Source organism: Streptomyces sp. AgN23 (assembly GCF_001598115.1).
Lineage (GTDB): Bacteria > Actinomycetota > Actinomycetes > Streptomycetales > Streptomycetaceae > Streptomyces > Streptomyces antimycoticus.
On sequence record NZ_CP007153.1, the window covers coordinates 2376472 to 2398509 of the forward strand.

Below are 22038 nucleotides of genomic sequence, written 5' to 3' on the forward strand. Positions count from 1 at the left end.
AGAGCTGGCAGACGTTCCCACTTCATCAGGTTCCCTTTCGCAGATCTTGGTTACGACAACAATCCGGCGCTCCCGTGCGACGACACCGCGCCCAGCACCCCGCGGCATGGACGGGCGGTCAGGCTCACGAGAGCGCGCCGGGCAGCTGAGCCCACAGGGTCTTGCCGTGGGGGTGCCTTTCGGAGGTGAGACTCCCGCCGAATTCGGCGAGCAGTGCATCGACGATCGCCGTCCCACGACCATGGGTGGCCTCCGGGGACGTGGCCAGCTGCCTCGGGAAGACGCGACAGTTGTCGCTGACACCGAGTTCAAGCGTCCCTTCCTCACCGATCGCGAGCGTGACGACGATGCTCGGAGTGTGTGCACCGGCGTGGGTGACGGCATTGGTCACCAGCTCCGAAGCGATGAGACCGAGGGCGTAGAGCAGCTCACCATCCTCGGGCAGACCCCATTCGACGAGGGTGTCCACCAAGGCGCGCCGGACTCCGGGCACATCAGCGGTGGAAGGCGGCAGAGAGAATGTCCTGTGAGTCCGGCAGAGCGTAGTGGCATTCATGATCATCATCTCGATGTTGACGGAGGGCGGAAGTCGAGAATCCAGGCCCCCCGGCTTGAGATCTCCATATAGCACATGTGAGATCTCAATCATTCTCACAAAAACGCCTGTCACCCTTCGGCGCGGACCATGGGCCGGGCCATGCGGTGTTCAGGAGGGGCGGCACCCACCCCCGGAAGGGTGTGCGCGACACCGAGTCGGTCTATGAATCGCTCCGTTGTGCGGACCGGACCCAAGGACCTTGAGGTGACGAGATCCCTATACGTCCATCTGAGATCTCACCACTTCCAGTGCACCACTCGCGGGAACGCCCGTCAACCCCTCGGGGAATGCGGGATGAACCCGGCCCCCGAGCATCAGGTAATGCTGATACTGACCTCGGCGAGGGACGCGTGCGACACAAGCTGGTTGATGATCTGCTCCTGCGAGGACTGCGTTCTGGCGCTCATGGCCGCACGGGCCGCAGCCGGGTCACGGTCCCGGATGGCCTCGAGGATCTCCCGCCGCTGGTGCGCGGCGGACTCCGAGAAGGACAGTGACTTCAACGTGATCCGCAGGACTCGCTCCAACTCGTCGAAAGCCCGGACGATCGTCTGGGCCAGCATGTCATTGCCGCATCGGTTGGCGATGATCGCGTCGAACTCGATGTTGGCCCGAAGGAACGCGTCGACACTCGCCTGGTCGCCGATCTCATACGTGGCAGACAGGAGCTCTTCCATCCGGGCAAGATCGCGCTCCGGAAGGCCGAGTTCTGCTGCGAGGCCCACAGCCTCGACTTCCAGTAGCCGACGGAAAGCGCACAGGTCACGGGTCCCTTTGAGGGTGACCGGAAGGATGCGGTAGCCCGAGCGTGGAAGCACCCGCACCAGACCGTCCCGCTGCAACCGGGTCAGGGCCTCCCGGACGGGCATCGTGCTGGCACCGGCCCGGCGTTCAAGGGTCGATTTGGTGACATGAGTGCCAGGCTCCAGCTCGAGTTCGATGATCTGGCGCTTGATGGTGGCGTATGCGCGCTCGGTCGCGCTGAGACTCGGATGGTCTTCACCGAGGATGGCCGGCAGATACTTCACGCTCCCACCTTAACGCAATTGTGATCTCACATCCCTGTCATGCGGATCTCAAATCCGCACACCTCGTCCACTCACCCGGAATCGGGACACTGACCTGCTGCGATGCGTCGCCCACTGCTGGCGCCGGGCACGGCCGCCTAGCGTTGCCGGTCGAGCTCGCGCCTCGCCATCGGCGTGGGGCGCGGGTAGACAGCTCCGGCCGCACCCACTAACGTCCGCGCCGTGAGTTAACGTTCACTAATGCCGGGCCGTCGGGCGCCTGGTCTCGCCTGGCCGCCCGTATCGGACCCGGTCGGCAGCGAGCCCCTCCTCGACACTCGGCAGATCCCGGGGGCACGGCGGAAGCTGCCTGCCTCGCGGACTCCGGCGCCGACCACTCTCACAGCTCGCACAAGCGGCTGTGGCCTGTCGACGACTGGCCATCCTCGGCGCACCTGACCTCAGACGGAGGGCACACATGGACAAAGTCGTTACTTCCGCCGCCCAAGCCGTGGCGGAGATCCACAACGGGGCTTCGCTGGCAGTGGGCGGTTTCGGCCTCTGCGGCATCCCTGCCGTGCTCATCCAGGCGCTCCTGGAGCAGGGAGCGGCAGAACTCAGTGTCGTGTCCAACAACTGCGGCGTGGACGGCTGGGGGCTGGGCGTGCTCCTCGAAGCACGGCGCATCTCGCGCGCGACGTGCTCGTATGTGGGCGAGAACAAGGAGTTCGCTCGCCAGTATCTCTCCGGCGACCTCGAGTTGGAGTTGGTGCCGCAGGGCACGTTGGCTGAGCGGTTGCGCGCGGGCGGTTGTGGCATACCCGCCTTCTTCACGCCCGCGGGCGTGGGAACCCAGGTTGCCGACGGCGGACTGCCCTGGCGCTACGACGCCGAGGGCAGTGTCGCCGTCGCCTCGCCGCGCAAAGAGGTCCGTGAGTACGACGGCGCGGAATACGTACTGGAGGAGTCCATCACCACCGACTTCGCTCTGGTACGGGCAGCCAGGGGTGACAGCCACGGCAACCTCGTCTTCGACAAGTCCGCACGGAACTTCAACCCGCTCGCGGCCATGGCCGGGCAAGTGACCATCGCCGAGGTCGAAGAACTCCTCGAACCCGGAGAGCTCGCCCCGGACACGATCCATCTTCCCGGTGTGTTCGTGCAGTGGGTGCTCCCACTCACCACAGCGGAAGCCACAGACAAGCGCATCGAGAAGACGACCGTGCGGGCAGCGCACACCGGCATGACGGGAGGGGACAACTGATGGCTTGGTCCAGAGACGAGATGGCAGCCAGAGCAGCACGCGAACTGGCCGACGGCGCCTATGTGAACCTCGGCATCGGACTGCCCACCCTGGTGCCCAATCATCTGCCACCCGGCGTCCATGTGGTGCTTCAGTCCGAGAACGGCATTCTGGGCCTGGGCCCCTACCCGACCGTTGATCAGGTGGACCCGGACCTGATCAATGCCAGCAAGGAGACCGTCAGTGTGCTGCCGGGAGCCTCGTTCTTCGACTCCTCCCTGTCCTTCGGCATGATCCGGGGCGGGCACATCGACGTGGCGATCCTCGGCGCCATGCAGGTGTCCGCAACCGGCGACCTCGCGAACTGGACCATCCCGGGAAAAATGATCAAGGGGATGGGCGGCGCCATGGACCTCGTCCACGGAGCCCAGCGCGTCATCGTCCTGATGGACCACACTGCCAAGGACGGCAGCCCGAAGATCGTGGAGCAGTGCGTGCTCCCCCTCACGGGCAAACGGTGTGTACAACGCGTCATCACCGACTTGGGCGTGATCGACATAACGGAACGCGGCCTGGTCCTCGCCGAGACAGCCCCGGATGTCTCCCTCGACGAGATCCGGGACAGAACCGGAGCGAATCTCGAAGTCCGGGCGGCGCCCAGGCCGGCGTGACCGCGCCGCCCTGCCGCGGACGACTCAGCGACGCAGGGCGGTCTCCCGCTCCATGCGCGACAGCTTCTCGGGATTGCGCACCACGTAGAGCCCGGTGATGAGGCCGTCATCGACACGCACCGCGATGACGGTGTCGATCACGTCGTCGAAGCGGACGACCAGCGCCGGACAGCCGTTGACCGGTGCCGGTTGCAGTGCGGCGGCGGCGCCGGTTGTAGTAGGCCAGCCAGCAGAACAGCTCCAGGCTTGCCGCCGGACGCGCGGTACAGCGCGACGGCGCCCCTCCGGAACTCCTCCGGGTACGGAGACTTACGTCCCACCTGGACATCCCTCCCTGGACCACCAAGATCCATTGTCAGGGTGTCCACTCCAAAGGATCAGCCTCACATGGGAGCTGGCCCGTGGGTGACGACACCCCTCAGACGCCCCCCGGGCCGTGGCCTCGCCCCGACCCAGCAAACCGTCAACCGAGCGCTGTCCGCAGCACGGGCACCGGTCGAGCGCGGCGTCGCGCGGCTGAAGTCGTGGCGGATCTTCCGCAGGCCCGGTGCAGTCCGAATCGAATGTCGTCCATCTCCGCGGCCGTGCTCACTCTGGAGCGGCAATGCTGAAAGAGCTCATTGACTCAGCCGCCGCTCTTGCGCCGGAACGACCGCTGGCTCGCAGCCGGGCCGTTCGCCCTACGGACCTTCGACGCCTCGACGTTCGCAGCGAGGTCAGCGGCGTCCGCCTGCACACTGCGCTTGCGCGCCAGGGCCTCCCGGAACTTGCGTTTCAGGTCGTAGTGGCCGTCGCTGTCGGGCACCAGGGCGGACGTCTCGGGGTCGGTCGACTCCGAACCTTCTTTGGATACAGACTCTGCGGTCATGGCGACCTCCTGGGTTCGGGCAGTGGGAAGCACAGTTTGTCATGCCGAGCACACCACGAGGGCGTTCATCTCGTAGGTGTATGCACCGGAGGGTTTCGGGCCGGGCTGGAGGTTTTCCGTTCCGGGGTCGGAAGTTTTCGACTATCAGGGCGACGGCTCTCAGCCGCCGCGACGCACCAGGGCCGCCTTGCGGGCTTCGGCGAGCTTGCGGGCCTCGCGGGCCTTTCGGGACTTGCCGCCGGCGCCGCGGGAGGTGTCCTTGCTGGTGCCCAGGCCGCGGAAGGGAGCGTTGGTGTTCTTGGGCCGGGGCGCGGCCGGCCCGCCGTCGAGCGGGGTGCCGGAGGGGGCCTTGGCCCCGGTGATCCGGCTCAGCTCCGCCTCGCCCGAGCGTACCTTGGTGATGGTCGACTCGATGCCGGCCTCTGCCATCAGTCGGCTCATCTCGCGGCGCTGGCCCGCCAGCACCAACGTGACGACGCTGCCGGACTCACCGGCCCGGGCGGTCCGGCCCGCGCGGTGCACATAGTCCTTGGGGTCGGTGGGCGGGTCGACGTTGACCACGAGATCGAGGTCGTCGACGTGCAGGCCACGGGCCGCGACATTGGTCGCCACCAGGACGGTGATCTGGCCGTTCTTGAACTGCGCCAGGGCCCGTGTGCGCTGCGGCTGGGACTTGCCGCTGTGCAGGGCCGCGGCGTGCACTCCGCTGGCTCGCAGATGCCGGGTGAGCTGGTCAACCGCGTGCTTGGTGTCCAGGAACAGCAATACGCGGCCGTCGCGGGCGGCGATCTCCGTGGTGACGGCGTACCGGTCGGGGCCGTGGACGACCAGAACATGGTGGTTCATCGTCGTGACTGCGGCCGCGGACGTGTCGACCGAGTGGACGACGGGATCGTGGAGGTAGCGGCGGACCAGGTGGTCGACGTCGCGGTCCAGAGTGGCCGAGAACAGCAACCGCTGACCGTCAGGGTGTACCTGGTCGAGTACCTCGGTCACGTGCGGCAGGAAGCCCATGTCGCACATCTGGTCGGCCTCGTCGAGGACAGTGATCCCTACCCGCCCCAGGCGGCATGCCCTGCGCTCGATGAGGTCGTGCAGACGGCCGGGGGTGGCGACGACCACCTCGGCTCCATCGCGCAGCGCAGCGGCCTGCCGACCGATCGACATGCCGCCGACGACCGTGGCCATCCGCAGCCGCAGTGCCTTTGCGTACGGCGCAAGCGCCTCGGTGACCTGTTGGGCCAGCTCTCGGGTAGGCACCAGGATCAGAGCCAGGGGCTGCTTCGGTTCCGCGCGCCGCCCAGCCATCCGTGCGAGCAGCGGTAGGCCGAAAGCGAGCGTCTTGCCCGATCCGGTGCGCCCGCGCCCCAGGACATCGCGTCCCGCAAGGGCGTTGGGCAGCGTGGCTGCTTGGATCGGGAAGGGCTCGCGCACACCGAGTTCGCTGAGCGTTCGCAGCACCTCGGCTGGTAGTTCCAGGCTGGCGAAGGAAGCGACCGGGGGCACCGTGGGCGCAGTGGCCATGAGCGGGGCGGGATCGCTGTGCGAGGTGCCGGGGAGGTCAGGGTGATTCATGAGGAGCCTTCCGCATGCGAACGTACCGAGGAAGGCCCGGTAGGAATGAGCAGTCGACGAACAAGAGGAACCGGACAGGCAGGATCAACCGTCACGAGTACGCAAAAGCATGAGGCTAACACGAAGTGACAGCCCCGCGCCCCGAGATCGCATCCCGGCAGTCCCGGCCTCAGTCGGCCGTCAGCCCGCTACTTCCCCCGCTTCGCCCACGCCGAAGCCTCTGGACGCACGGCTGCAGCGTGACGTGCACGAACGAGGCATTCAGCAAGGGCGCCACAGCCCTTAGCCGTGCCGGTGGCGAAGGACGGCCACCTCCCACCCAGGAGTTGTGCAGTGGAGCGGGCGCGCCCGCTCCACCGATGACGCACCCGTGACGCCGCGAAGGCACGGCTGCGACGGCACAGGTGCGACCCTGCGGCCACCATGCCTGTGCATATAAAGGTCCGCACGCCGTGCCCGACGACACCGGCGGTGCCCCCGGTGCGCGATCCACGTATGCGGAGCGGGGCGGAGGTATCGGACCCTGCGTGGGCCGACCGCGCGTACGTCGAACTCGGCCATGGAACCCGGCCCGTCGCGCGGGCGCGGGCCGTGGCCGGAAACGCGGCGCAGGAAGCGGCGGGCCCGCGGTCACCGGGTACGGACCCGAAGTTCCAGGCGTTGAAGAAGGACGTCGCGGTCAAGAAGCAGCGGGGTGGCGTCGAGCCACCCACCGCCGACCGCGGAGGCCGGTGCCGCGCAGGGAGCCGCGGTGCCGCCGGCCGACGACCAGGAGGCCCGTGGCAAGGCGGCGCACGCGGAGGGCATGGACGCCGCTCAGCCGAAGGAGTTCGACAAGCAGTCGTTCATCACCGCGGTGGAGAAGGCCATCAAGGACCGGGCCCCGAAGAACCTGGACGAGGCGGACAAGTTCGGGGAGTCAGGCAAGGCAGAGGAAGTCAAGACCGCGGTCCAGGGCAAGGTCGGTGAAGGCAAGGAGGCCGCGGGCCAGGAGATCGCCGACACCACCGCCGCCACACCGGAACCGGCCCCCAATGCCAAGGAGGTCGTGCCGCTGGCGGCGGACTCGGTGCCGGGCAAACCGGGGGCCCCGAACCCGAACCAGGCCGCCCCGGACGCGTTGCCGAAGTCGGCCACGGACATGTCGGCCGGTCCGGACCAGGGCAACCAGCAGATGGCGTCGGCGCAGGTCACCGAGCAGCAGCTGTCGATGAAGAACTCGCGGGAGCCTGTGTTCGACAAGGCAGTGCGGAACAAGCCGACGTCCACCTTCCGGAGCAGGTGCTCTACGTCCGCTACGCCCTCTCCGCCGTCAACAACACCCGCCTGGTCATCACCACGCTCAAAACCCGCGCCAGCAAGAACTGGGTCGCCCTCTCACCCCGCGTCATCGAAGCCCTCGAACACCATGCGGCAACTACTCGCATCCATACCGGCGACCCGTCAGATCTGTTCACCGGTTTGGTCTTCTGCCGACCCGACGGACAACCGCTCCGGCCCCAGACTGTCCTGGACCGATTCCGCAAACGCGCCAAAGAAGCTGGATCCCCCGCATCACCCTGCACGACCTGCGTCACCTCGCCGCCACCCTCACCCTCACCGCAGGCATCCCCCTCACCATCGTCTCCAAGACCCTGCGCCACTCCACCCTCTCCACCACCGCCAATATCTACAGCCACCCACCCACCGCGTCCCAGCCCCAGGGAACGCATGCGACCACCACGCGACCACCACACCGAAACACACGGAAAAGGCCGTCTCCGCTACTCGCGGAAACGGCCTCCGAACTGGGAAAACGCTGGTCGGGACGACAGGATTTGAACCTGCGACCCCTTGACCCCCAGCGCGCAGCAATTCTCCTTGTCTACTCCGTTTTGAGATTTCCGTGGACTTGGCGCCCTGTCAGGCTCCCCAAAGCGCCGTACACCGCAGCCGACAAGTGCCACGAGATAGCTGTGACATAGACACAATGCGGCCAAACCACAGCACAAGCATCATCCAGAGATGGCTTGGGAATCCGCAGCGGTGGGGAGGCAGGCAGTCAGGTGTGCTCCATGGGGGCTGTCGGTTATGCGGAGGGTGCCGTGGTGAAGGGTGGTGATGTGGTGGGCGAGGGCCAGGCCGAGGCCGGCGCCGCCGCCGCTGTCCTTGGTGCGGGCGTCGTCGAGGCGCGTGAAGCGTTCGAAGACGCGGGTACGGTGCTGAGGCGGGATGCCGGGGCCGTCGTCGAAGACTTCGAGTACGGCTTGGTGCTGGTCGAGGCGGTGGGTGAGGCGGACGGTGACGGTGCTGGTGGCGTGCCGCTCAGCGTTGTCGAGGAGGTTGCCCAGCACCCTGGCGAGCAGTGATCGGTGGCCGTGCACGAGGACGGGTTCGTGTGCGGGTGCGTTGCCGAGGTGCAGTGTCAGGGCGACATGGGGTGGCGGGTGACGGCGGGCAACCTCGTCGCGGACGAGGTCATTGAGGTCGACGTGCTCGCGTGTGGCGAAATGGGGATCGTGGTTGCGGGCCTCCGCATCCAGGCGAGCCAGGAGCAGCAGGTCGGCGGCGAGGCGTTGCAGGCGGAGGGTGTCGCCGAGTGCGTCGCGTACGGTGCGGGGCCAGTCGGTGGTGGCCGGCCGGGTGAGGGCGAGTTCGAGTTCGATGCGAAGGGCTGCGAGGGGGGTGCGCAGTTCGTGGGAGGCGTCGGCGACGAACCGTTGCTGCTGTTCGAGCGCGGCGTGCAGGCGGTCCAAAGTGGTGTTCAGCGTCCGGCCCAGTCGGCTGATCTCGTTGTCCGTACGGGGCAGAGGGACGCGCCGGTCGAGATGGTGCGTGCTGAGTTGGGCGAATTCGTCGCGGATGGCTTCCATCGGCCGCAACACCCGCCCGGCCGCGTACCAAGCGCTCGCGCTCGCCAGGGCGGTGACGAACGCGACCGCTCCCACGAGCGACCACACCACGGTCCGCAACTGGGTCTGCTCTCGCAGCAGCGGATTTTCCGCCAACAGTACCCAGTCGGGCGCCCGGCCCAGGATCTCGGATGTGTCCGGCACCACGAACCGGTAGGCGCTAGCGCTGCTGAACGGCCACAACGACAGCGCGCCTCCTTTCGGCCCGGTCAGAAGCTCCTTCCATGCGGACGGCATCGAGTCCCAGCGGCAGAAGCGATACACGCTGCCAGGCGCACCCGCTTCATTCCATACGTCCAACGGTTTCTCGCACGGACTCCGCATGATGTCGAGGTCGTAACCCTGGTATCCGAGGGCCACGTTTTCTGCTGCGGCCCTGGTGTCGGGGGCAGCCTGATGCAGGAGACTGGCCCGTACGGCCAGAGCGGCCACAGCGGCGACTCCTGACAGAGGCACGGCCACCAGCAGGGCCACGAGCGCAGCGGCACGGACCCGGATGGTGGTGGGCCGCAGCCTCCCCAGAAAGGTGCGGATTCTTCCCCAGATGGTCATGTGGAAGCGGTGTCGAGCTCGAGGCGGTAGCCGCAGCCGCGCACGGTGTGAATCGTGTGCAGGCCGAACGGGGCATCAATCTTGCGGCGCAGGGCACTGATGTAGACCTCGACGATATTGGTGTCCCCGTCGAAGTCGTTGTCCCAGACGTGTGCCAGGACCTCGGTCTTCGAGACGACCTCGCCGCGGCGGCGGGCGAGATACTCGAGCACCGAGAATTCCCTGGCCGTCAGTGTCAACACCGCCTCGCCGCGGCGGCAGCGTCGCGCAGCCGGATCGACATGCAGGTCTCCGACCGCGAAGGCAGCCGGGCGTTCGCGCTGGCCACGACGGATCAGGGCCCTCAAGCGGGCAGTCAGCGCCACGAAGGAGAACGGCTTGGTGACGTAGTCGTCCGCGCCAGTGTCCAGTCCCTCCGCCTCGTCGTACTCGCCATCTTTGGCGGTGAGCATCAGCACGGGCGTCCACACCCCCGCCGCCCGCAGCCGGGCACACAGCCGAAAGCCATTCAGTCCCGGCAGCATCACATCTACAACAGCGGCGTCATAGGCGTTCTCCATCGCCAAGTCCAGGCCCCGAGGGCCCTCGTACGCCAAGTCCACGGCGAAGCCCTCACCGATCAACCCCCGTCTGAGTAACTCCGACAGCCGACGATCATCCTCCACCACGAGAATCCGCATGTCCCACAGCATCCCGCAACCCCGGCTGAAACGACCCTGAAGGGCCCTCAGTCTTCTTCAGCATCCCCTCAGCACTCGTATGGAAGCATCGATCAGAGGGAGAGCCCATCCCAGCGGAACCTGTACCGTTCGAAAAGTTATCGCTGCACGTCATTCTGCATGTCTACACTCGTTGGCAGTGCGCACACGACGAAGGAGCGGGCAAAGGTGCCTCTCGATCTGCGATACGTAGAGTTCTGTGTGCCGGGAACAGATTTCTATGACAAACAGAGCACCACGGAGCAGGCCGAATTCTCCTTCACTCACGCCGCGCCGCCCCATGGGTGGGAACGCAGGACGACCATGCCATGGGTCTACCTCCGACCCAGGCATGCGACCCTCCCTCCCCAGGGCTGGAAGATTCACGTGTCTGCCCACCCGGAAAATGCCGAGAAGGTTCTTGAGCGCGCCTGGGAATACTGCTGCCGGCATCATCTGCCCTTCAAGTTCCTCTACGGACCGGAACAACTGAAGAAAGTGAACGCGAAGTACGCCGACCGTGGTTCGAGCGGAAAGTTCATCACCGTCTACACGAGTGACACGGAGCAACTGCACCACGTTCTGCTCGGTCTTGACGAATTGTTATCCGGAGAGGAGGGCCCCTACATACTCAGCGACATACGCTGGCGTTTGGGCCCGCTGTACGTGCGATACGGGGCGTACACTCCGCGCTTCTGTTCAAATGACGACGGAGATATGGTCCCCGCACTACAAAACCGGCAGGGAAAACTGGTTCCTGACGTTCGCCGACCGGTTTTCCATGTTCCCGACTGGGTTGAGATTCCGTCATTTCTGCGTGAACAACTGGAGAGTCACTCCACTAGCGCAGTCGAATTCCCATACCGTCCTTCGTATGCGCTGCACTACTCCAACGGGGGCGGTGTCTACGTAGCGCGAACCGTGGGCACCGGGGTCGAGGTGGTACTCAAGGAGGCGCGACCATACGCCGGCCTCGACAGTGCCGGCCAGGACGCCGTCACACGCCTCAGGCACGAGGCTCGTGTGCTGTCCCAGCTGGCCGGCTTGCCAGGCATACCGAAGCTCTACGGCTACTTTCCTGCCTGGGATCACCACTTCCTGGCAATGGAACGCATCAACGGCCTGGACCTGAAAAGGGCATCCATGCGCCGTACGCCTCTGTTACGTCCCGGCGGTGTCAGTCTGGAGGACACCAAGGACTACGTCTCCTGGGCGCTGGCGGTGGCGGAACGCCTGGAAGAGACTTTGGAACGGATCCACGGGCGCAATGTCGTGGTCGGCGACCTCCATCCCAAGAACATCGTGCTCCGCGACAGCGAGCCGGTCTTCCTGGATTTCGAGTTCAGCGGCCTCGACGATCCCTCACACGTGGCCCTGCACGGGGCACCGGGCTTCCGGGCCCCCACCGGCGTCACGGGGCGTGAGGCAGACCTCTGGGCCCTGGCCACAGTAAAGCTGGACCTCTTCCTGCCGCACACCATGCTCATTGAGTACGACCAAGGCAAGGCCGTCCAACTCGCCGAGTACGTGTCACGTCGTTTCAGACTCGGGGATGGCTTCGTCTTGTCCATTCTGGAGGGCATGGGGCTGGCGTCCGGTGCAAACTCCGGGTCTCCCCCCGCCCCGGCACCCGGGCCTGAACGCATCCATGACCGTTGGGGTGTGTCGCTGGGACGTCCAGCGACCGAGATCACCCGCCGGTTCCTCCGCGCCGAGGACCCGACTCCATGGGATGAAGCCATGCGTTCCATGGGGCACGCAGTGATCGCAAGTGCCACTCCGGAACGAAGCGACCGGCTCTTCCCGGGAGACATCGAACAATTCCTTGGTGGCAACGGCGTCTGCATAGCCTATGGCGCTTCCGGTGTCCTGCTTGCCCTGGCCGGGGTCGGCCTGGGCCACTGGCCCGCTTACGAACGGTGGTTACTCGACCAGTTGGTCGACACGGACATTCCGCAGGGCTTTTTCACCGGCTTGCACGGCATCGCCTACGCCCTGGACGCGCTGGAATTGCGACAAGAAGCCACGGACGTGCTGCTGCGAGCGCGCCAGGGCAACATCGAAAGCCAGGGGTTCGATCTGTTCCGAGGTATGGCCGGGGCAGGTCTGACCCTGTTGCACTTCACGCGGTCACGGCAGGACGGCACCCTCTGGGACGAGATCTTCCAGATCGAGGAGACACTCCGTCAGCGGCTGACCGCGGCGACCGCGCCGGACACCGGACGCGGTCATCCGGGGCTCATGCGGGGCTGGTCCGGGCCGGCCTTGTTCTGGCTCCGCCTGTACGAGACCACTGGCCGTGCACTGTTTCTAGAACGGGCCGCCACGGCCCTCAGGCGCGACTTACGGGACTGCACACTCACACGGGACGGCGCGCTGGAAGCCGACGAGGGGTGGCGCACCCTGCCTTACCTGCACACCGGCGGCGTGGGGGTGGGCATCGTGCTGACCGAATACCTTCGCCACGCCTCGGATGAAGAATTCCTAAAAGCCGACCGCGCAATCGAGCAAGCCGCCGGTTACGAGTACTACGGCATGCCGACGATTTCGTTCGGCAGTACGGGAATACTCCTGTACCTGGCCAACAAGCAGGCCGTTGCACCCAGTGCGCGAACGCGGGAACAAATTCAGCACATCCTATCCACTCTCCGGCTGCACGCCCTGCCCTACGAAGGGCACATCGCATTTCGCGGAAATCAGTCCCTCAGGCTGTCAATGGACTTGGCCACGGGGACGTCGGGAATCATGCTCGCTGTGCACACCGCCCTCTACGGAAACCCCGGACTCCCTTTCCTGCCGCCTGGTCGGTGAACAGCGCAACACATCAGAGCTTGGCCGTCGCCGGTGGTACGGCGCACATGGCTGAGGACTGGGCAATCCAGCCCGGCTCAACAACTATCAAGAGGGGCAGACGAAATGAATCAGATCCTCGAGATGCAGGACCTTCCGTCGGTGCAGGATGGCGAAGCGGCTGAGGCGTTCGTCAGCACGCTCAGCATCGAGGCGCCGTGCCCGGGGTGGCCCAGCACCTTCACCTGGGGCAACTGCTGAGCCAGTTCGTCAGAGCGAAAAGTGCCGGGGCAGATGGATATCACTGCCCCGGCACGTACCGCCCGCACGCGCCATCCCGGTCTCAAGCTTCCCGGTGGATGTGTTCCAGCACCGTGACCGCGTTCTCCGCTCCGTTCCCTTGAGTTTCTCCGCCAGGCGACGGGGTGTTGTCGACGATCTCCGGGTTCGTGTTCGTGTGCCGCACCGCCCCGACGAGTCCGTCCACGGTGAGGTCGTTGTACGGGATGGGCACCGGTGCAACACCGAGGTAGGGCAGGTGGTTTCCCCACATCAGCTGTTCCTTGTAGAAGGGGCAGGCCATCTGGAGGATGCCTGCCATGAGGGCCGCGTTGAGGGTGCCCGGGCCCCCTGCGTGCACGGCCGCGCGGACCAGGGGGAACAGCCAGTCGTACGAAACGTCGCTCCCACCAGGACGGTCGCGGGTGGATCGGTGATGCTGATGCCACCCCAGCCGGCGACGACGACGGCACGCACACCCGTCCGGCGCACAGCTCCTCCGCCAAGGGCCGCTGCTCGGCGGGCAGCGACCAGAAGCCGGTGGTGCGGGCCCAGTCGGGCCGCTCCGGGGCCGGTTCGAGGACGTGCGGGCTGAAGCCGTGCAGGACCGGGGTGGGTGAGGGGTGTCAATAGTCCCATCAGGCTGCTGAGCTGGGCTTTTCCTGTGGATGGTGAGGCAGTCGGAGTGGCGTGGTGTGGTGTGGTACTCATTGAGCAGTCCACCAAGTACCTGTCGGCGCCTGACCGCAGCAGCGGGCAGGGGAATGACGTTCAGGTCGTCGTCAGGTGCTCGTAGGCCGAGGCTGCGGTGGGCTCGTCCGGCGTTGTAGTGCTCGGCGTTTGCAGTAAGGACCGTCCGCAGGTGTCGTTCACCGGTGATGAGGAGCCGGTCGGTGCACTCGGCGCGGGCCGTGCGTATCCATCGTTCGGCGAACGCGTTGGCAACCGGGGACTTTGCGGCGGAGTCGTGATGACGGCTGTGCCGTTGCCGGCGAAGACGCCGTCGAACCCGCCGGTGAACTTGCTGTCCCGGTCCCGGATGAGGAACCGGAAGCACCCAGCCCTCTCCTCGAGGTCCATGAGCAGATTGCGGGCGAGTTGGGCGACCCATGCACCGGTCGGGTGGGCGGTGACACCCAGGACATGAACGCGCCGGGTGGCAATCTCCATGACGAAGAACACGTAGAGACGCTTGATCAAGACAGTCTCCACGTGCATGAAGTCGCACGCGAGCAGCGTGTGGCAGGGCCAAAAGCGCATGTCGATCGTGGTGACGGCAGGGCAGCGTGGCGACTCGCCGCAGTTCGAAACGGTGCTGAAGAAGGTCCGCGTGCCCCGCCTCGGGCCAGGCCGGCCGCGCGTCCGCCCCGGTCGCGTGCGCGCTGACAAGGTGTACGCCTCCCGCAAGAACCGCACCTACCTGCGCCGCTGCGGCATCCGCTGCACCATCCCGGACAAGGCCGACCAGGCGCGCAATCGCCAGAAGCGAAGCTCCCGCGGTGGCCGGCCACCCAAGTTCGACGCCGAGGACTACAAAGCTCGGCATGCCGTCGAGTGCGGCATTAACCGCCTCAAAAGGAACCGAGCTGTGGCCACGAGATACGACAAGCTCGCGGGCCGCTACGAGGCCACTGTCCTCGTAGCGGCCATCAATGAGTGGCTGTGACGAGCACAGTCAGGGATGGCGGACGGGCAGCCCGTGGAGTCCTGGTGGTTCAGGGGGTGATGGCGTGTTCGGCGAACTGGCCGCAGGAGCGGAACCCCAGGCGGCGGTAGACAGGCTCGCCGTCAGCTGATGCCTGCAAGACTGCGATGTGGTGGTCTCGGTCGCGGGCTGTGCGGAGGGCCGCGAGCGTGATGGCACCGCCGTAGCCGCGTCGGCGGTGGGCGGTCAGTGTGGAGATGTTGTAGATGCCGGCGACTCCCGAGTGGTGAAACACTTCAGCGGAGCAGACCGGACGGTTCTCCACGTAGCCCACCAGGTACCGGGCCGGGCAGTGCGCGGCCAGTGCCTGCGGGGTGGCCTGAGCGAAGAAGCGTCGGACGGTGTCTGCGGGCGGGTCCCAGTTAGCGGCAAGAACCAAGGCGTAGTCGGCAAGTTGTTCGGGCGTGGTCACCGTCTGGATGTCTAGTCCTTGGACGGTGGGTGGTGGCAGGGTGTCGTCCAGCTCGGCCCACATCGCCGTCTCGCGTTCGGACGCCGGCAGACCTGCCGCCGTCAGGAGGGTGGTGAGGTCCAGCGGTGTCGAGGCGGGTCCCACCCACCAGGAGAAACGCCGGCCGGTGCGGGCCAGCGACTCAGCGGTCTCGGTAATACGTGCTGTAGCGTCGGCGGCGGTGAAGCGGGCCGCGGCAACGATGTTGAATGTGTCGTCGTCCAGGCCACTGTCCGCGACAAGCAGGTCACCAGCCTCCGTAACGGCCGCACCAGCCATACTACGGTGCAGGTGACAGGCATGTTCCGCCAGGTTCTGTTCCATCCTGTCGGTCAAGTCGGCGTCATCAAGAAAATGATCATTCATAGCGATTGATCCCAGCATGACCGGGCGAAGATCGCATGCGATTTTCGGCCGTGCCGCGCTGACGACCAGCACATTCGAGACGCGCCCTGTAGTTCTTGTCTGCTGCGGCGCTGGAAGCGCGCACTACGTCCATGTCGAGGCTGCGTGCCTGGTTGATGAGGTCATCGAGTCCAGCCTCCGGCAGGGCGCCGACCTGATGGAAGATGGCGATCTGCTCGCGCACGATCATGAGGGTGGGGATCGACGTGATCTCGAATTCCTGCGCCAATTCTCGCTGTCCCTCAGTGTCGACCTTGGCGAATACGACGCCCTCGCGCTTGTTCGAAACCTGTTCGAAGACGGGCCCGAACTTGCGGCACGGGCCGCACCATTCGGCCCAGAAATCGGTGATCACAAAGTCGTTTCCGGAGACGACATCGTTGAAGTCGTCTGCGGTCGGGTCGATGGTGCTCATGAGCGCTACTCCTGCATGTGATCGGGGGTATCGGGTTGTGCTCAGGGCGCTGTGCGGCCGTCGGGCGCACCGTGATGTCGCGGTGAGTCCCGACAGCCGCCTGCCGTGCGGGCGGCGTCGTGCTCCACCCGCACGGAGTTTCTGCGGGATCAGCGGGCGGCGGCGTTCTCCACGACCTCGGTCTCCGGGGCTGCCTCGGCGTCGGATTGGAGGGGCGCGGTGTTCTTCGGGCCGCGCAGGGCAACGTAGACAAGCAGTGCGGCCATGACGGCGGCGCCGATCCACATGGCCTGCTGCCAGCCGTCGACGAAGGACTGCTGTGCTGCGTGGATCAGGTCCTGTGCGTGGCTGCCGGTCTTGGGCGCGACCTCAATGGCGTTGGCGATGCCTTCGCGGGCGGTGCCCGCGGCGCCCGTGGGCACGCCGTCGAGCTTGTCGTCGATGGCGCTGCGGTAGCCGTTGGCCAGGAGCGCCCCGAGCATCGCGACACCCAGGGCGGTGCCAAACTCGCGGGTGACGTCGTTGAGAGCGGAGGCGACGCCCTGCTTGGCGCGGGGCAGGGAGCTGGTGATGGCCTCGGTGGAGGGCGTCATCGACAGACCCATACCGATACCCATGGCGAGCATGCCGGCCAGGATGGACAGGTAGCCGCCGTCGACGGACACGAACAGCGCCATCAGGGCCAGACCGAGGGTGGCCAGGGCGATGCCCACAGCCATGGTGGAGCGGGCGCCGATCTTGGCGGCCATCTTGGGGGCCAGGCCCGAGGTCATCATCATCATGACGGCCATCGGCATCATCGCCACGGTCGACAGCAGCCCGGACCAGCCCAGCACGGCCTGGAAAAACGGGAAGAGCACGACGGCGATACCCGCCTGGACGCCGAAGACGACCAGCAGTGTGATCGAGCCGCTGGCCAGACCGCGCTCACGGAACAGGCGCACATCCAGCAGCGAGGCATCGCGACGGTGCAACTCCCAGGCCACGAAGGCGATGGCGGCGACTAGGCCGACGCCGAGACTGATCAGGGTGATGGGGGCGGTCCAGCCTCGTTCGGGGCCTTCTTGTAGGACAAAGATGAGACCGATGACGGCGATGGTGGAGACCAGCGCACCGATGGTGTCGAACGAATGGGTGGAGCGTTCGCGGGAGTTGGGCACTGATTTCAGCGTCATCGCCAGCGCGACGACGACCAGAACCACGGGGAGCACGAACAGCCAGCGCCAGTCGGCGACATCGACCAACAGGGCGGAGAGGAACATGCCCAGGATGCCGCCGCCTCCGGCGACACCGGTCCATACGCCGATCGCCTTGCCCCGGTCCTCCTCAGGGAAGGTGGAGGTGATGACGGCCAGCGTGATCGGCATGATCATCGCGGCGCTGATACCGGCCGCCACACGGGCGCCGATCATCACCGCGGCCGACGGGGCCAGGCCAGCGACAACGCTGGCGGCACCGAAGATGCTCAGCCCGGTGATCAGCATGGGCTTGCGGCCCAGCCGGTCACCGATCGCCCCGAGCGGCAACAGCAGGGCAGCCAGAGCGAGCGTGTAGATGTTGATGATCCACAGGATGGTGGTCTGCGAGACGCCCCATTCGACCGCCATGTGGGTCTGGGCGACGTTCAGCCCGGACACGGATGCGATGACGGCCATCAGCGCGATCGAGACGGTGATCAGGATCGCGCGCAGCTGACGCGCATCCGGCGCGCCTCCGCCGGTGACCGGCGCGGCCGCCGTCTGGGGAGGCTGGTTCGTACTCATGTTTTCCCTCCAAAAAGGGCATGCGGAATCAGCGCCGGGACAGGACCGGTCGCCAAGACAGTGAGGTGGTGACCTGCTCACGCGCGGACCGCTGGATCGCGGTCGCGCGGTTCTTCAGCAACGGGGGCTTATCGTCAGCCGATGGTTTTTTGCGCGGCGGCGAGCGCGGCGTCGGTGTCCGCGGTGGCCAGCAGGGCGTTGATGTGGGAGCCGGCCAGGGCTCCGGCCGCGGCGGAGGCGCCGACCTGGGCCGTGAGGTCGGTGGCGTTGCCGGCCACCCACACGCCGGCGATCTCGGTGGTACCGGCCATGGAGGAGGCGAAGCGGCGGCCCATGTTGTCGGGCAGGTCTTCCATCGGCAGCTTCAGGCCCTCCAAGCCCTCGGTACGAGCCTGCATCTGCGTGGCCACAGCCAGAACCCGCCGTCCCACAAAGGTGCCGTCCGTCAAGCGGACGCCTGCGAGGGCGTCCGCTTCGCTGACGACTTCCTTCACGTCGGTCTCGATGATGCGGATGTTCCGAGCGGCAAAGCGGGCGCGGGTCTCCGCGTCCAACTCGGTGCCGCGGGTGAAGTAGATGAGGTCATCCGTCAGTTGGCGGAACAGCCAGGCGTGGTGGACGGAGGCGGGGCCGGTGGCGAGGATGCCGATGGACTTGTCGCGGACCTCCCAGCCGTGGCAGTAGGGGCAGTGCACCACGCTGTGGCCCCAGTGGTCGGCCAGGCCGGGTACCTCGGGCAGCACGTCGCGCAGGCCGGTGGCCACTAGTACCCGGCGCGCTGTAAGCGTGCGGCCGTCGGCCAGGTTGACGGTGAACCGCAGGTCGCCGTCCGCTGAGGGGGCGGCGGGTTCGGCCGTGGCCACTTCCCCGAAGACGATCTGGCCGCCGTATTCGCGTACCTGCTGGCGTCCGCGCTTGAGGATCTCGGGGGGCGGGGTACCGTCCAGGGCGATGAAGCCGTGCATGGCGGCGGCGGGGGCGTTGCGCGGGGTGCCGCTGTCGATCACGACGACCGAGCGGCGGGAGCGGGCCAGCATCAACGCGCCGTTCAGCCCCGCGGCGCCGCCGCCGATCACCACTGCATCCACGGTTTCGGCGGGTAGTGCGTCGCTCTCGTAGCGGGAAGTCTGCGCAGACATGTCGCGCCCTTTCGTCGTACGTGGCCCCCGTGCTGGGCCATCTGTATTCGACGCTAAACCCGCGTTGCATCAAGGGCATACTATGTTGCTTATGACGCAAGAAGATGGGCGGCTGGACAGCCTCGTACGCAAACGGATCCGCGCGCTGCGCGTCGCGCAGGGCTGGTCACTGGAGGAGCTGGCCACCCGCGCCAACCTCAGCCAGTCCTCACTGAGCCGCATCGAGAACGGTCAGCGCCGCCTCGCCCTGGATCAGCTGGTCACCCTTGCCCGCGCCCTGGACACCACCTTGGACCAGCTCGTGGAGAACGCCACCGACGACGTCGTCATCAGCCCGATGATCGACGGCGCCCACGGCCTGATGCGCTGGCCCATAAAGGGCGACCCTGGAATGAGCGTGATGCGTCAGCGGATGACCGACCCTCCGCCCGACAACCCGGCCCGGATGCGCGCCCACCCCGGCCGTGAATGGCTGGTGGTGCTGTCCGGCACCGCCATCCTCATGCTCGGCCACCGGCGCATTCGCATCGAGACCAACCAGGCCGCAGAGTTCCCCACCATGATGCCGCACGCCATCGGCGCCGATGGCGGACCGTGCGAGATCATAGGCATCTTCGACCGCGATGCCCGCCGCGGCCACCAGAAGGACGCCGTCGCTGACGGCTCCGAAGCCGACTGCGGAGGCGTCCAGGGCCCTTGCGAATAGCGAGCTACGGTCGACCGGACCCCCGGCGCGGTGGGCGATCTTGCGCGCCAGGCAGCACACCAAGCCACCTTCTTGCCTATTTCGCAAGCAGTCGTGCGGCAGGCGCATGACCCGCTTACGGTGTTGCCATGACCCAAACGCACCAGCACACCCCCCACCATGGCGAAGGCGATCACCACCCCGACCACAGCCATAGCGGCCACCAAGAGCACAGCGATGCCGGGCAGGCGGAGATCCTCGATCTGGATGCCGAGGTGCTCGCCGAGCACATAGCGTCCATCACCGCCTGGCTGCCGCTGAAGAGTGAGCCGCGCCAGATCGTGGACCTGGGCTGCGGCACCGGCGCGGGCACCTTCGCGCTCCTCGAACGCTTCCCCGACGCGCACGTCACCGCCGTCGACACCTCGGCCGGGCACCTCCAGTTCGTGCGCGAGAAGGCATGCGCCCGCGGTGTCGAGGGGTGCGTACGGACCGTGCAGGCCGACCTCGACAGCAACCACTGGCCCGATTTCGGCAGGCCGGATCTGGTGTGGGCCTCGGCCTCGATGCACCACATGGCCGACCCCGACCGAGCCCTCCGGAGCGTCCGCGAACTGCTTGCCCCCGGGGGCCTGTTCGCCGTCGTCGAACTCGCGGGCTTCCCCCGCTTCCTGCCTGCCGGCGCCCCGGAGAACCGGCCGGGCCTCGAAGAGCGCGTCCATGCCGCGACCGACAGCTTCCACGCCGAGCACGTTCCGCACCGCGGCGCGGACTGGGGCCCGATGCTGACAGCCGCCGGCTTCACCGTCGAGGACGAGCGCACCATCACCGTCAACATCGAAGGTGAGCGCAGCGAGGCGATCGGCCGCTACGCCTACGCCAGCCTGCAGCGCATCCGCGGCGTCGCCGCCCCCGCTCTCAGTCCCGAGGACCTCACCGCTCTCGACGACCTCCTGGGTACCGACAGCCCGAACAGCCTCCTGCGCCGCGAGGATCTCGCCGTACGCACCGAGCGCACCGTCTGGGCCGCCCGCCGCCCCTGACACCAGGCGCAACACAGAGTTGCCTGCCGGGCCGCCTCAACACCGAATTGCTTGCCTCATACGCAACCACCGCCTGCGCAGCGCCAAGCGCTTCGTTGGGCTGAGCAACCACGCCCGCGCAGCGCTGTCGCCGCGACCCCACAGCGCGGGCGGGTCGGCGCCTCCGGAACCACCCGCTGGAACAACTCCCACAACCCCGTCCGGCACCAGACGTTCGACCATCAACACACAACCAGGCTACCGGTGAGGCCAAATGAGACGTGCTCTCATGCGCGGCAGTCGTTGCTGAAGGCCAGTTGTTTGGGAGTGACGAGAGCGACAAGGCGCGGGGTGTGCCGCAGTGCCATGTCTGATGAGGCGGCCTTGTGTCATCTGCACTGTCAGCAGACCATCGACGGCAGGCCGCGAGTTCGGGCCGCCGGGAGATCATCGATGTCTGCTGTCGATGCCCGCGGCGCGAAGAGTACGGTCTGCTCCCCCCATAGCGCGCTCAGCGGCTATACCGGCTTCGCCTCAACGCCCGCGGTCGTTGTCATGTCGACCGCGGGCACGCGTCATCCGGCTCAGGCTCACCGCGGTGCGTGAGAAGGGCATGGCACGATCGGCGAACTCAATTGATACCACGCGTTGTTCGGGCTCCGCTCTGGGCGTTGACCCGCGCGGGCCGCCGGTGGTGATGTCAGATCGTGTCTGCTGGGATGAGGAGCCCGTTGATGGCGGCTGTGCGGATGGTGCGGGCGACGATGTCGGGGTCCAGGCCGCTGTTGAACTGCGCAACCGCGTTGATCATTGAGAAGACGGCGTATGTCAGGACGCAGGTCTGGGCGTCTGAGAGGTCGGGCCGCAATCGGGTCACCAGCCCAGTCCATTCTTCGGTGTACAGGCGCATCATGCGTCTCATGCGGTGGCGTTCGTCTTCGGGAACGTTGTGCTCGTTCTTGAGGAAGACCAGGGTGGACGGAACGTTCTCGAGAGTGCGCGCGACGTGGTAGTCGATCATCGCCTCGAGCGCCTCGAGCGCCTCGCGCGGATCTGTCACCTCGGCCGCCGTCTTGCGCGCGTTCGTCAGCAGTTCGTCCAGCGGATCCTCGAGCACCGCGATGAGCAGTGCCTGCTTGCTGGGAAAGTGCCGGTAGAGAGCTGGACCGGTCACGCCAGCGCGGGCACCAATCATCTCAGTGGTGACCGCGTCGAAGGCGCGCTCGTTGAACAGTTCTCCGACGACCTTGATCAGCACCTGCCGACGGGTAGCGCGCGAAG

Annotated in this window: 19 protein-coding genes and 4 pseudogenes; 8 read left to right on the plus strand and 15 right to left on the minus strand. The window is 66.6% G+C overall.

The window, feature by feature from the left end:
• Positions 1 to 124: 124 nt before the first annotated feature.
• Together AS97_RS10270 and AS97_RS10275 are read right to left on the minus strand one after the other, a co-directional pair.
• Positions 125 to 649, minus strand: coding sequence for an ATP-binding protein (locus AS97_RS10270; RefSeq protein WP_349017587.1), 525 nt, complete (start codon positions 647 to 649; stop codon positions 125 to 127).
• A 263-nt stretch (positions 650 to 912) separates the two neighbouring features.
• Complete coding sequence (locus AS97_RS10275; RefSeq protein ID WP_125758477.1) at positions 913 to 1626, minus strand: GntR family transcriptional regulator; 714 nt, start codon at positions 1624 to 1626, stop codon at positions 913 to 915.
• A gap of 457 nt (positions 1627 to 2083) precedes the next feature.
• Between AS97_RS10275 and AS97_RS10280 the strand changes: the two genes are divergently transcribed.
• Together AS97_RS10280 and AS97_RS10285 are read left to right on the plus strand one after the other, a co-directional pair.
• On the plus strand, positions 2084 to 2869 hold the full coding sequence (locus AS97_RS10280) for a CoA transferase subunit A (RefSeq protein WP_210564753.1): 786 nt from the start codon (positions 2084 to 2086) through the stop codon (positions 2867 to 2869).
• Positions 2869 to 3519 (plus strand): CoA transferase subunit B, encoded by a 651-nt coding sequence (locus AS97_RS10285; protein ID WP_210564754.1) that lies wholly within the window; start codon positions 2869 to 2871, stop codon positions 3517 to 3519. Before AS97_RS10280 ends, AS97_RS10285 begins: the two co-directional genes overlap by 1 nt.
• A 24-nt stretch (positions 3520 to 3543) precedes the next feature.
• On the opposite strand, the pseudogene AS97_RS10290 reads toward AS97_RS10285, so the two are convergent.
• Positions 3544 to 3720, minus strand: a pseudogene (locus AS97_RS10290) (RNA polymerase subunit sigma-24); the annotation flags it as partial.
• A gap of 189 nt (positions 3721 to 3909) precedes the next feature.
• On the opposite strand from AS97_RS10290, the pseudogene AS97_RS10295 reads away from it, so the two are divergent.
• Positions 3910 to 4130: pseudogene (locus AS97_RS10295) on the plus strand (transposase family protein); the annotation flags it as partial.
• A 14-nt stretch (positions 4131 to 4144) separates the two neighbouring features.
• On the opposite strand, the gene AS97_RS10300 reads toward AS97_RS10295, so the two are convergent.
• The 5 genes from AS97_RS10300 to AS97_RS10325 form a co-directional block, all read right to left on the minus strand.
• On the minus strand, positions 4145 to 4387 hold the full coding sequence (locus AS97_RS10300) for a DUF5302 domain-containing protein (protein WP_210564755.1): 243 nt from the start codon (positions 4385 to 4387) through the stop codon (positions 4145 to 4147).
• Positions 4388 to 4546: 159 nt separating this feature from the next.
• Positions 4547 to 5962, minus strand: coding sequence for a DEAD/DEAH box helicase (locus AS97_RS10305; protein WP_086708715.1), 1416 nt, complete (start codon positions 5960 to 5962; stop codon positions 4547 to 4549).
• An 816-nt stretch (positions 5963 to 6778) separates the two neighbouring features.
• The gene (locus tag AS97_RS10310) at positions 6779 to 7231 is read right to left on the minus strand and encodes a hypothetical protein (protein WP_059148110.1); all 453 of its coding nucleotides are present in this window, start codon (positions 7229 to 7231) and stop codon (positions 6779 to 6781) included.
• Positions 7232 to 7956: 725 nt separating this feature from the next.
• Entirely contained in the window at positions 7957 to 9405 is a 1449-nt protein-coding gene (locus tag AS97_RS10320) for a HAMP domain-containing sensor histidine kinase (protein WP_185929898.1), read from the minus strand.
• Positions 9402 to 10085, minus strand: coding sequence for a response regulator transcription factor (locus tag AS97_RS10325; protein WP_210564756.1), 684 nt, complete (start codon positions 10083 to 10085; stop codon positions 9402 to 9404). Before AS97_RS10325 ends, AS97_RS10320 begins: the two co-directional genes overlap by 4 nt.
• Positions 10086 to 10292: 207 nt before the next feature.
• Here AS97_RS10325 and lanKC point away from each other — a divergent pair, with 207 nt between their 5' ends.
• Both lanKC and AS97_RS48535 read left to right on the plus strand, forming a co-directional pair.
• Positions 10293 to 12914, plus strand: a complete 2622-nt coding sequence (lanKC, locus tag AS97_RS10330; protein WP_210564757.1) for a class III lanthionine synthetase LanKC — start codon at positions 10293 to 10295, stop codon at positions 12912 to 12914.
• A 105-nt stretch (positions 12915 to 13019) separates the two neighbouring features.
• The gene (locus AS97_RS48535) at positions 13020 to 13154 is read left to right on the plus strand and encodes a hypothetical protein (RefSeq protein WP_260613214.1); all 135 of its coding nucleotides are present in this window, start codon (positions 13020 to 13022) and stop codon (positions 13152 to 13154) included.
• An 82-nt stretch (positions 13155 to 13236) separates the two neighbouring features.
• Here AS97_RS48535 and AS97_RS10335 read toward each other — a convergent pair whose 3' ends face one another.
• Together AS97_RS10335 and AS97_RS47175 are read right to left on the minus strand one after the other, a co-directional pair.
• Positions 13237 to 13494, minus strand: coding sequence for a hypothetical protein (locus tag AS97_RS10335; RefSeq protein WP_059148113.1), 258 nt, complete (start codon positions 13492 to 13494; stop codon positions 13237 to 13239).
• 522 nt (positions 13495 to 14016) lie between these two features.
• A pseudogene (locus AS97_RS47175) lies at positions 14017 to 14283 on the minus strand (hypothetical protein); the annotation flags it as partial.
• 141 nt (positions 14284 to 14424) lie between these two features.
• Here AS97_RS47175 and AS97_RS10345 point away from each other — a divergent pair.
• Positions 14425 to 14838, plus strand: a pseudogene (locus tag AS97_RS10345) (transposase); the annotation flags it as partial.
• Positions 14839 to 14887: 49 nt separating this feature from the next.
• On the opposite strand, the gene AS97_RS10350 reads toward AS97_RS10345, so the two are convergent.
• The 4 genes from AS97_RS10350 to AS97_RS10365 form a co-directional block, all read right to left on the minus strand.
• Entirely contained in the window at positions 14888 to 15652 is a 765-nt protein-coding gene (locus tag AS97_RS10350) for a GNAT family N-acetyltransferase (protein ID WP_210567185.1), read from the minus strand.
• A gap of 34 nt (positions 15653 to 15686) precedes the next feature.
• The gene (gene trxA, locus AS97_RS10355) at positions 15687 to 16148 is read right to left on the minus strand and encodes a thioredoxin (protein WP_210564758.1); all 462 of its coding nucleotides are present in this window, start codon (positions 16146 to 16148) and stop codon (positions 15687 to 15689) included.
• Between the two features lie 149 nt (positions 16149 to 16297).
• Positions 16298 to 17911 (minus strand): MFS transporter, encoded by a 1614-nt coding sequence (locus AS97_RS10360; RefSeq protein ID WP_059142525.1) that lies wholly within the window; start codon positions 17909 to 17911, stop codon positions 16298 to 16300.
• Between the two features lie 134 nt (positions 17912 to 18045).
• The gene (locus AS97_RS10365) at positions 18046 to 19050 is read right to left on the minus strand and encodes an NAD(P)/FAD-dependent oxidoreductase (RefSeq protein ID WP_059142526.1); all 1005 of its coding nucleotides are present in this window, start codon (positions 19048 to 19050) and stop codon (positions 18046 to 18048) included.
• A 91-nt stretch (positions 19051 to 19141) separates the two neighbouring features.
• Here AS97_RS10365 and AS97_RS10370 point away from each other — a divergent pair, with 91 nt between their 5' ends.
• On the plus strand, positions 19142 to 19756 hold the full coding sequence (locus AS97_RS10370) for an XRE family transcriptional regulator (RefSeq protein WP_210564759.1): 615 nt from the start codon (positions 19142 to 19144) through the stop codon (positions 19754 to 19756).
• A 128-nt stretch (positions 19757 to 19884) separates the two neighbouring features.
• Positions 19885 to 20778, plus strand: a complete 894-nt coding sequence (locus AS97_RS10375; RefSeq protein WP_059142528.1) for a class I SAM-dependent methyltransferase — start codon at positions 19885 to 19887, stop codon at positions 20776 to 20778.
• Positions 20779 to 21457: 679 nt separating this feature from the next.
• On the opposite strand, the gene AS97_RS10380 is transcribed toward AS97_RS10375, so the two are convergent.
• On the minus strand, positions 21458 to 22015 hold the full coding sequence (locus AS97_RS10380) for a TetR/AcrR family transcriptional regulator (RefSeq protein WP_210564760.1): 558 nt from the start codon (positions 22013 to 22015) through the stop codon (positions 21458 to 21460).
• Between the last annotated feature and the right edge of the window lie 23 nt (positions 22016 to 22038).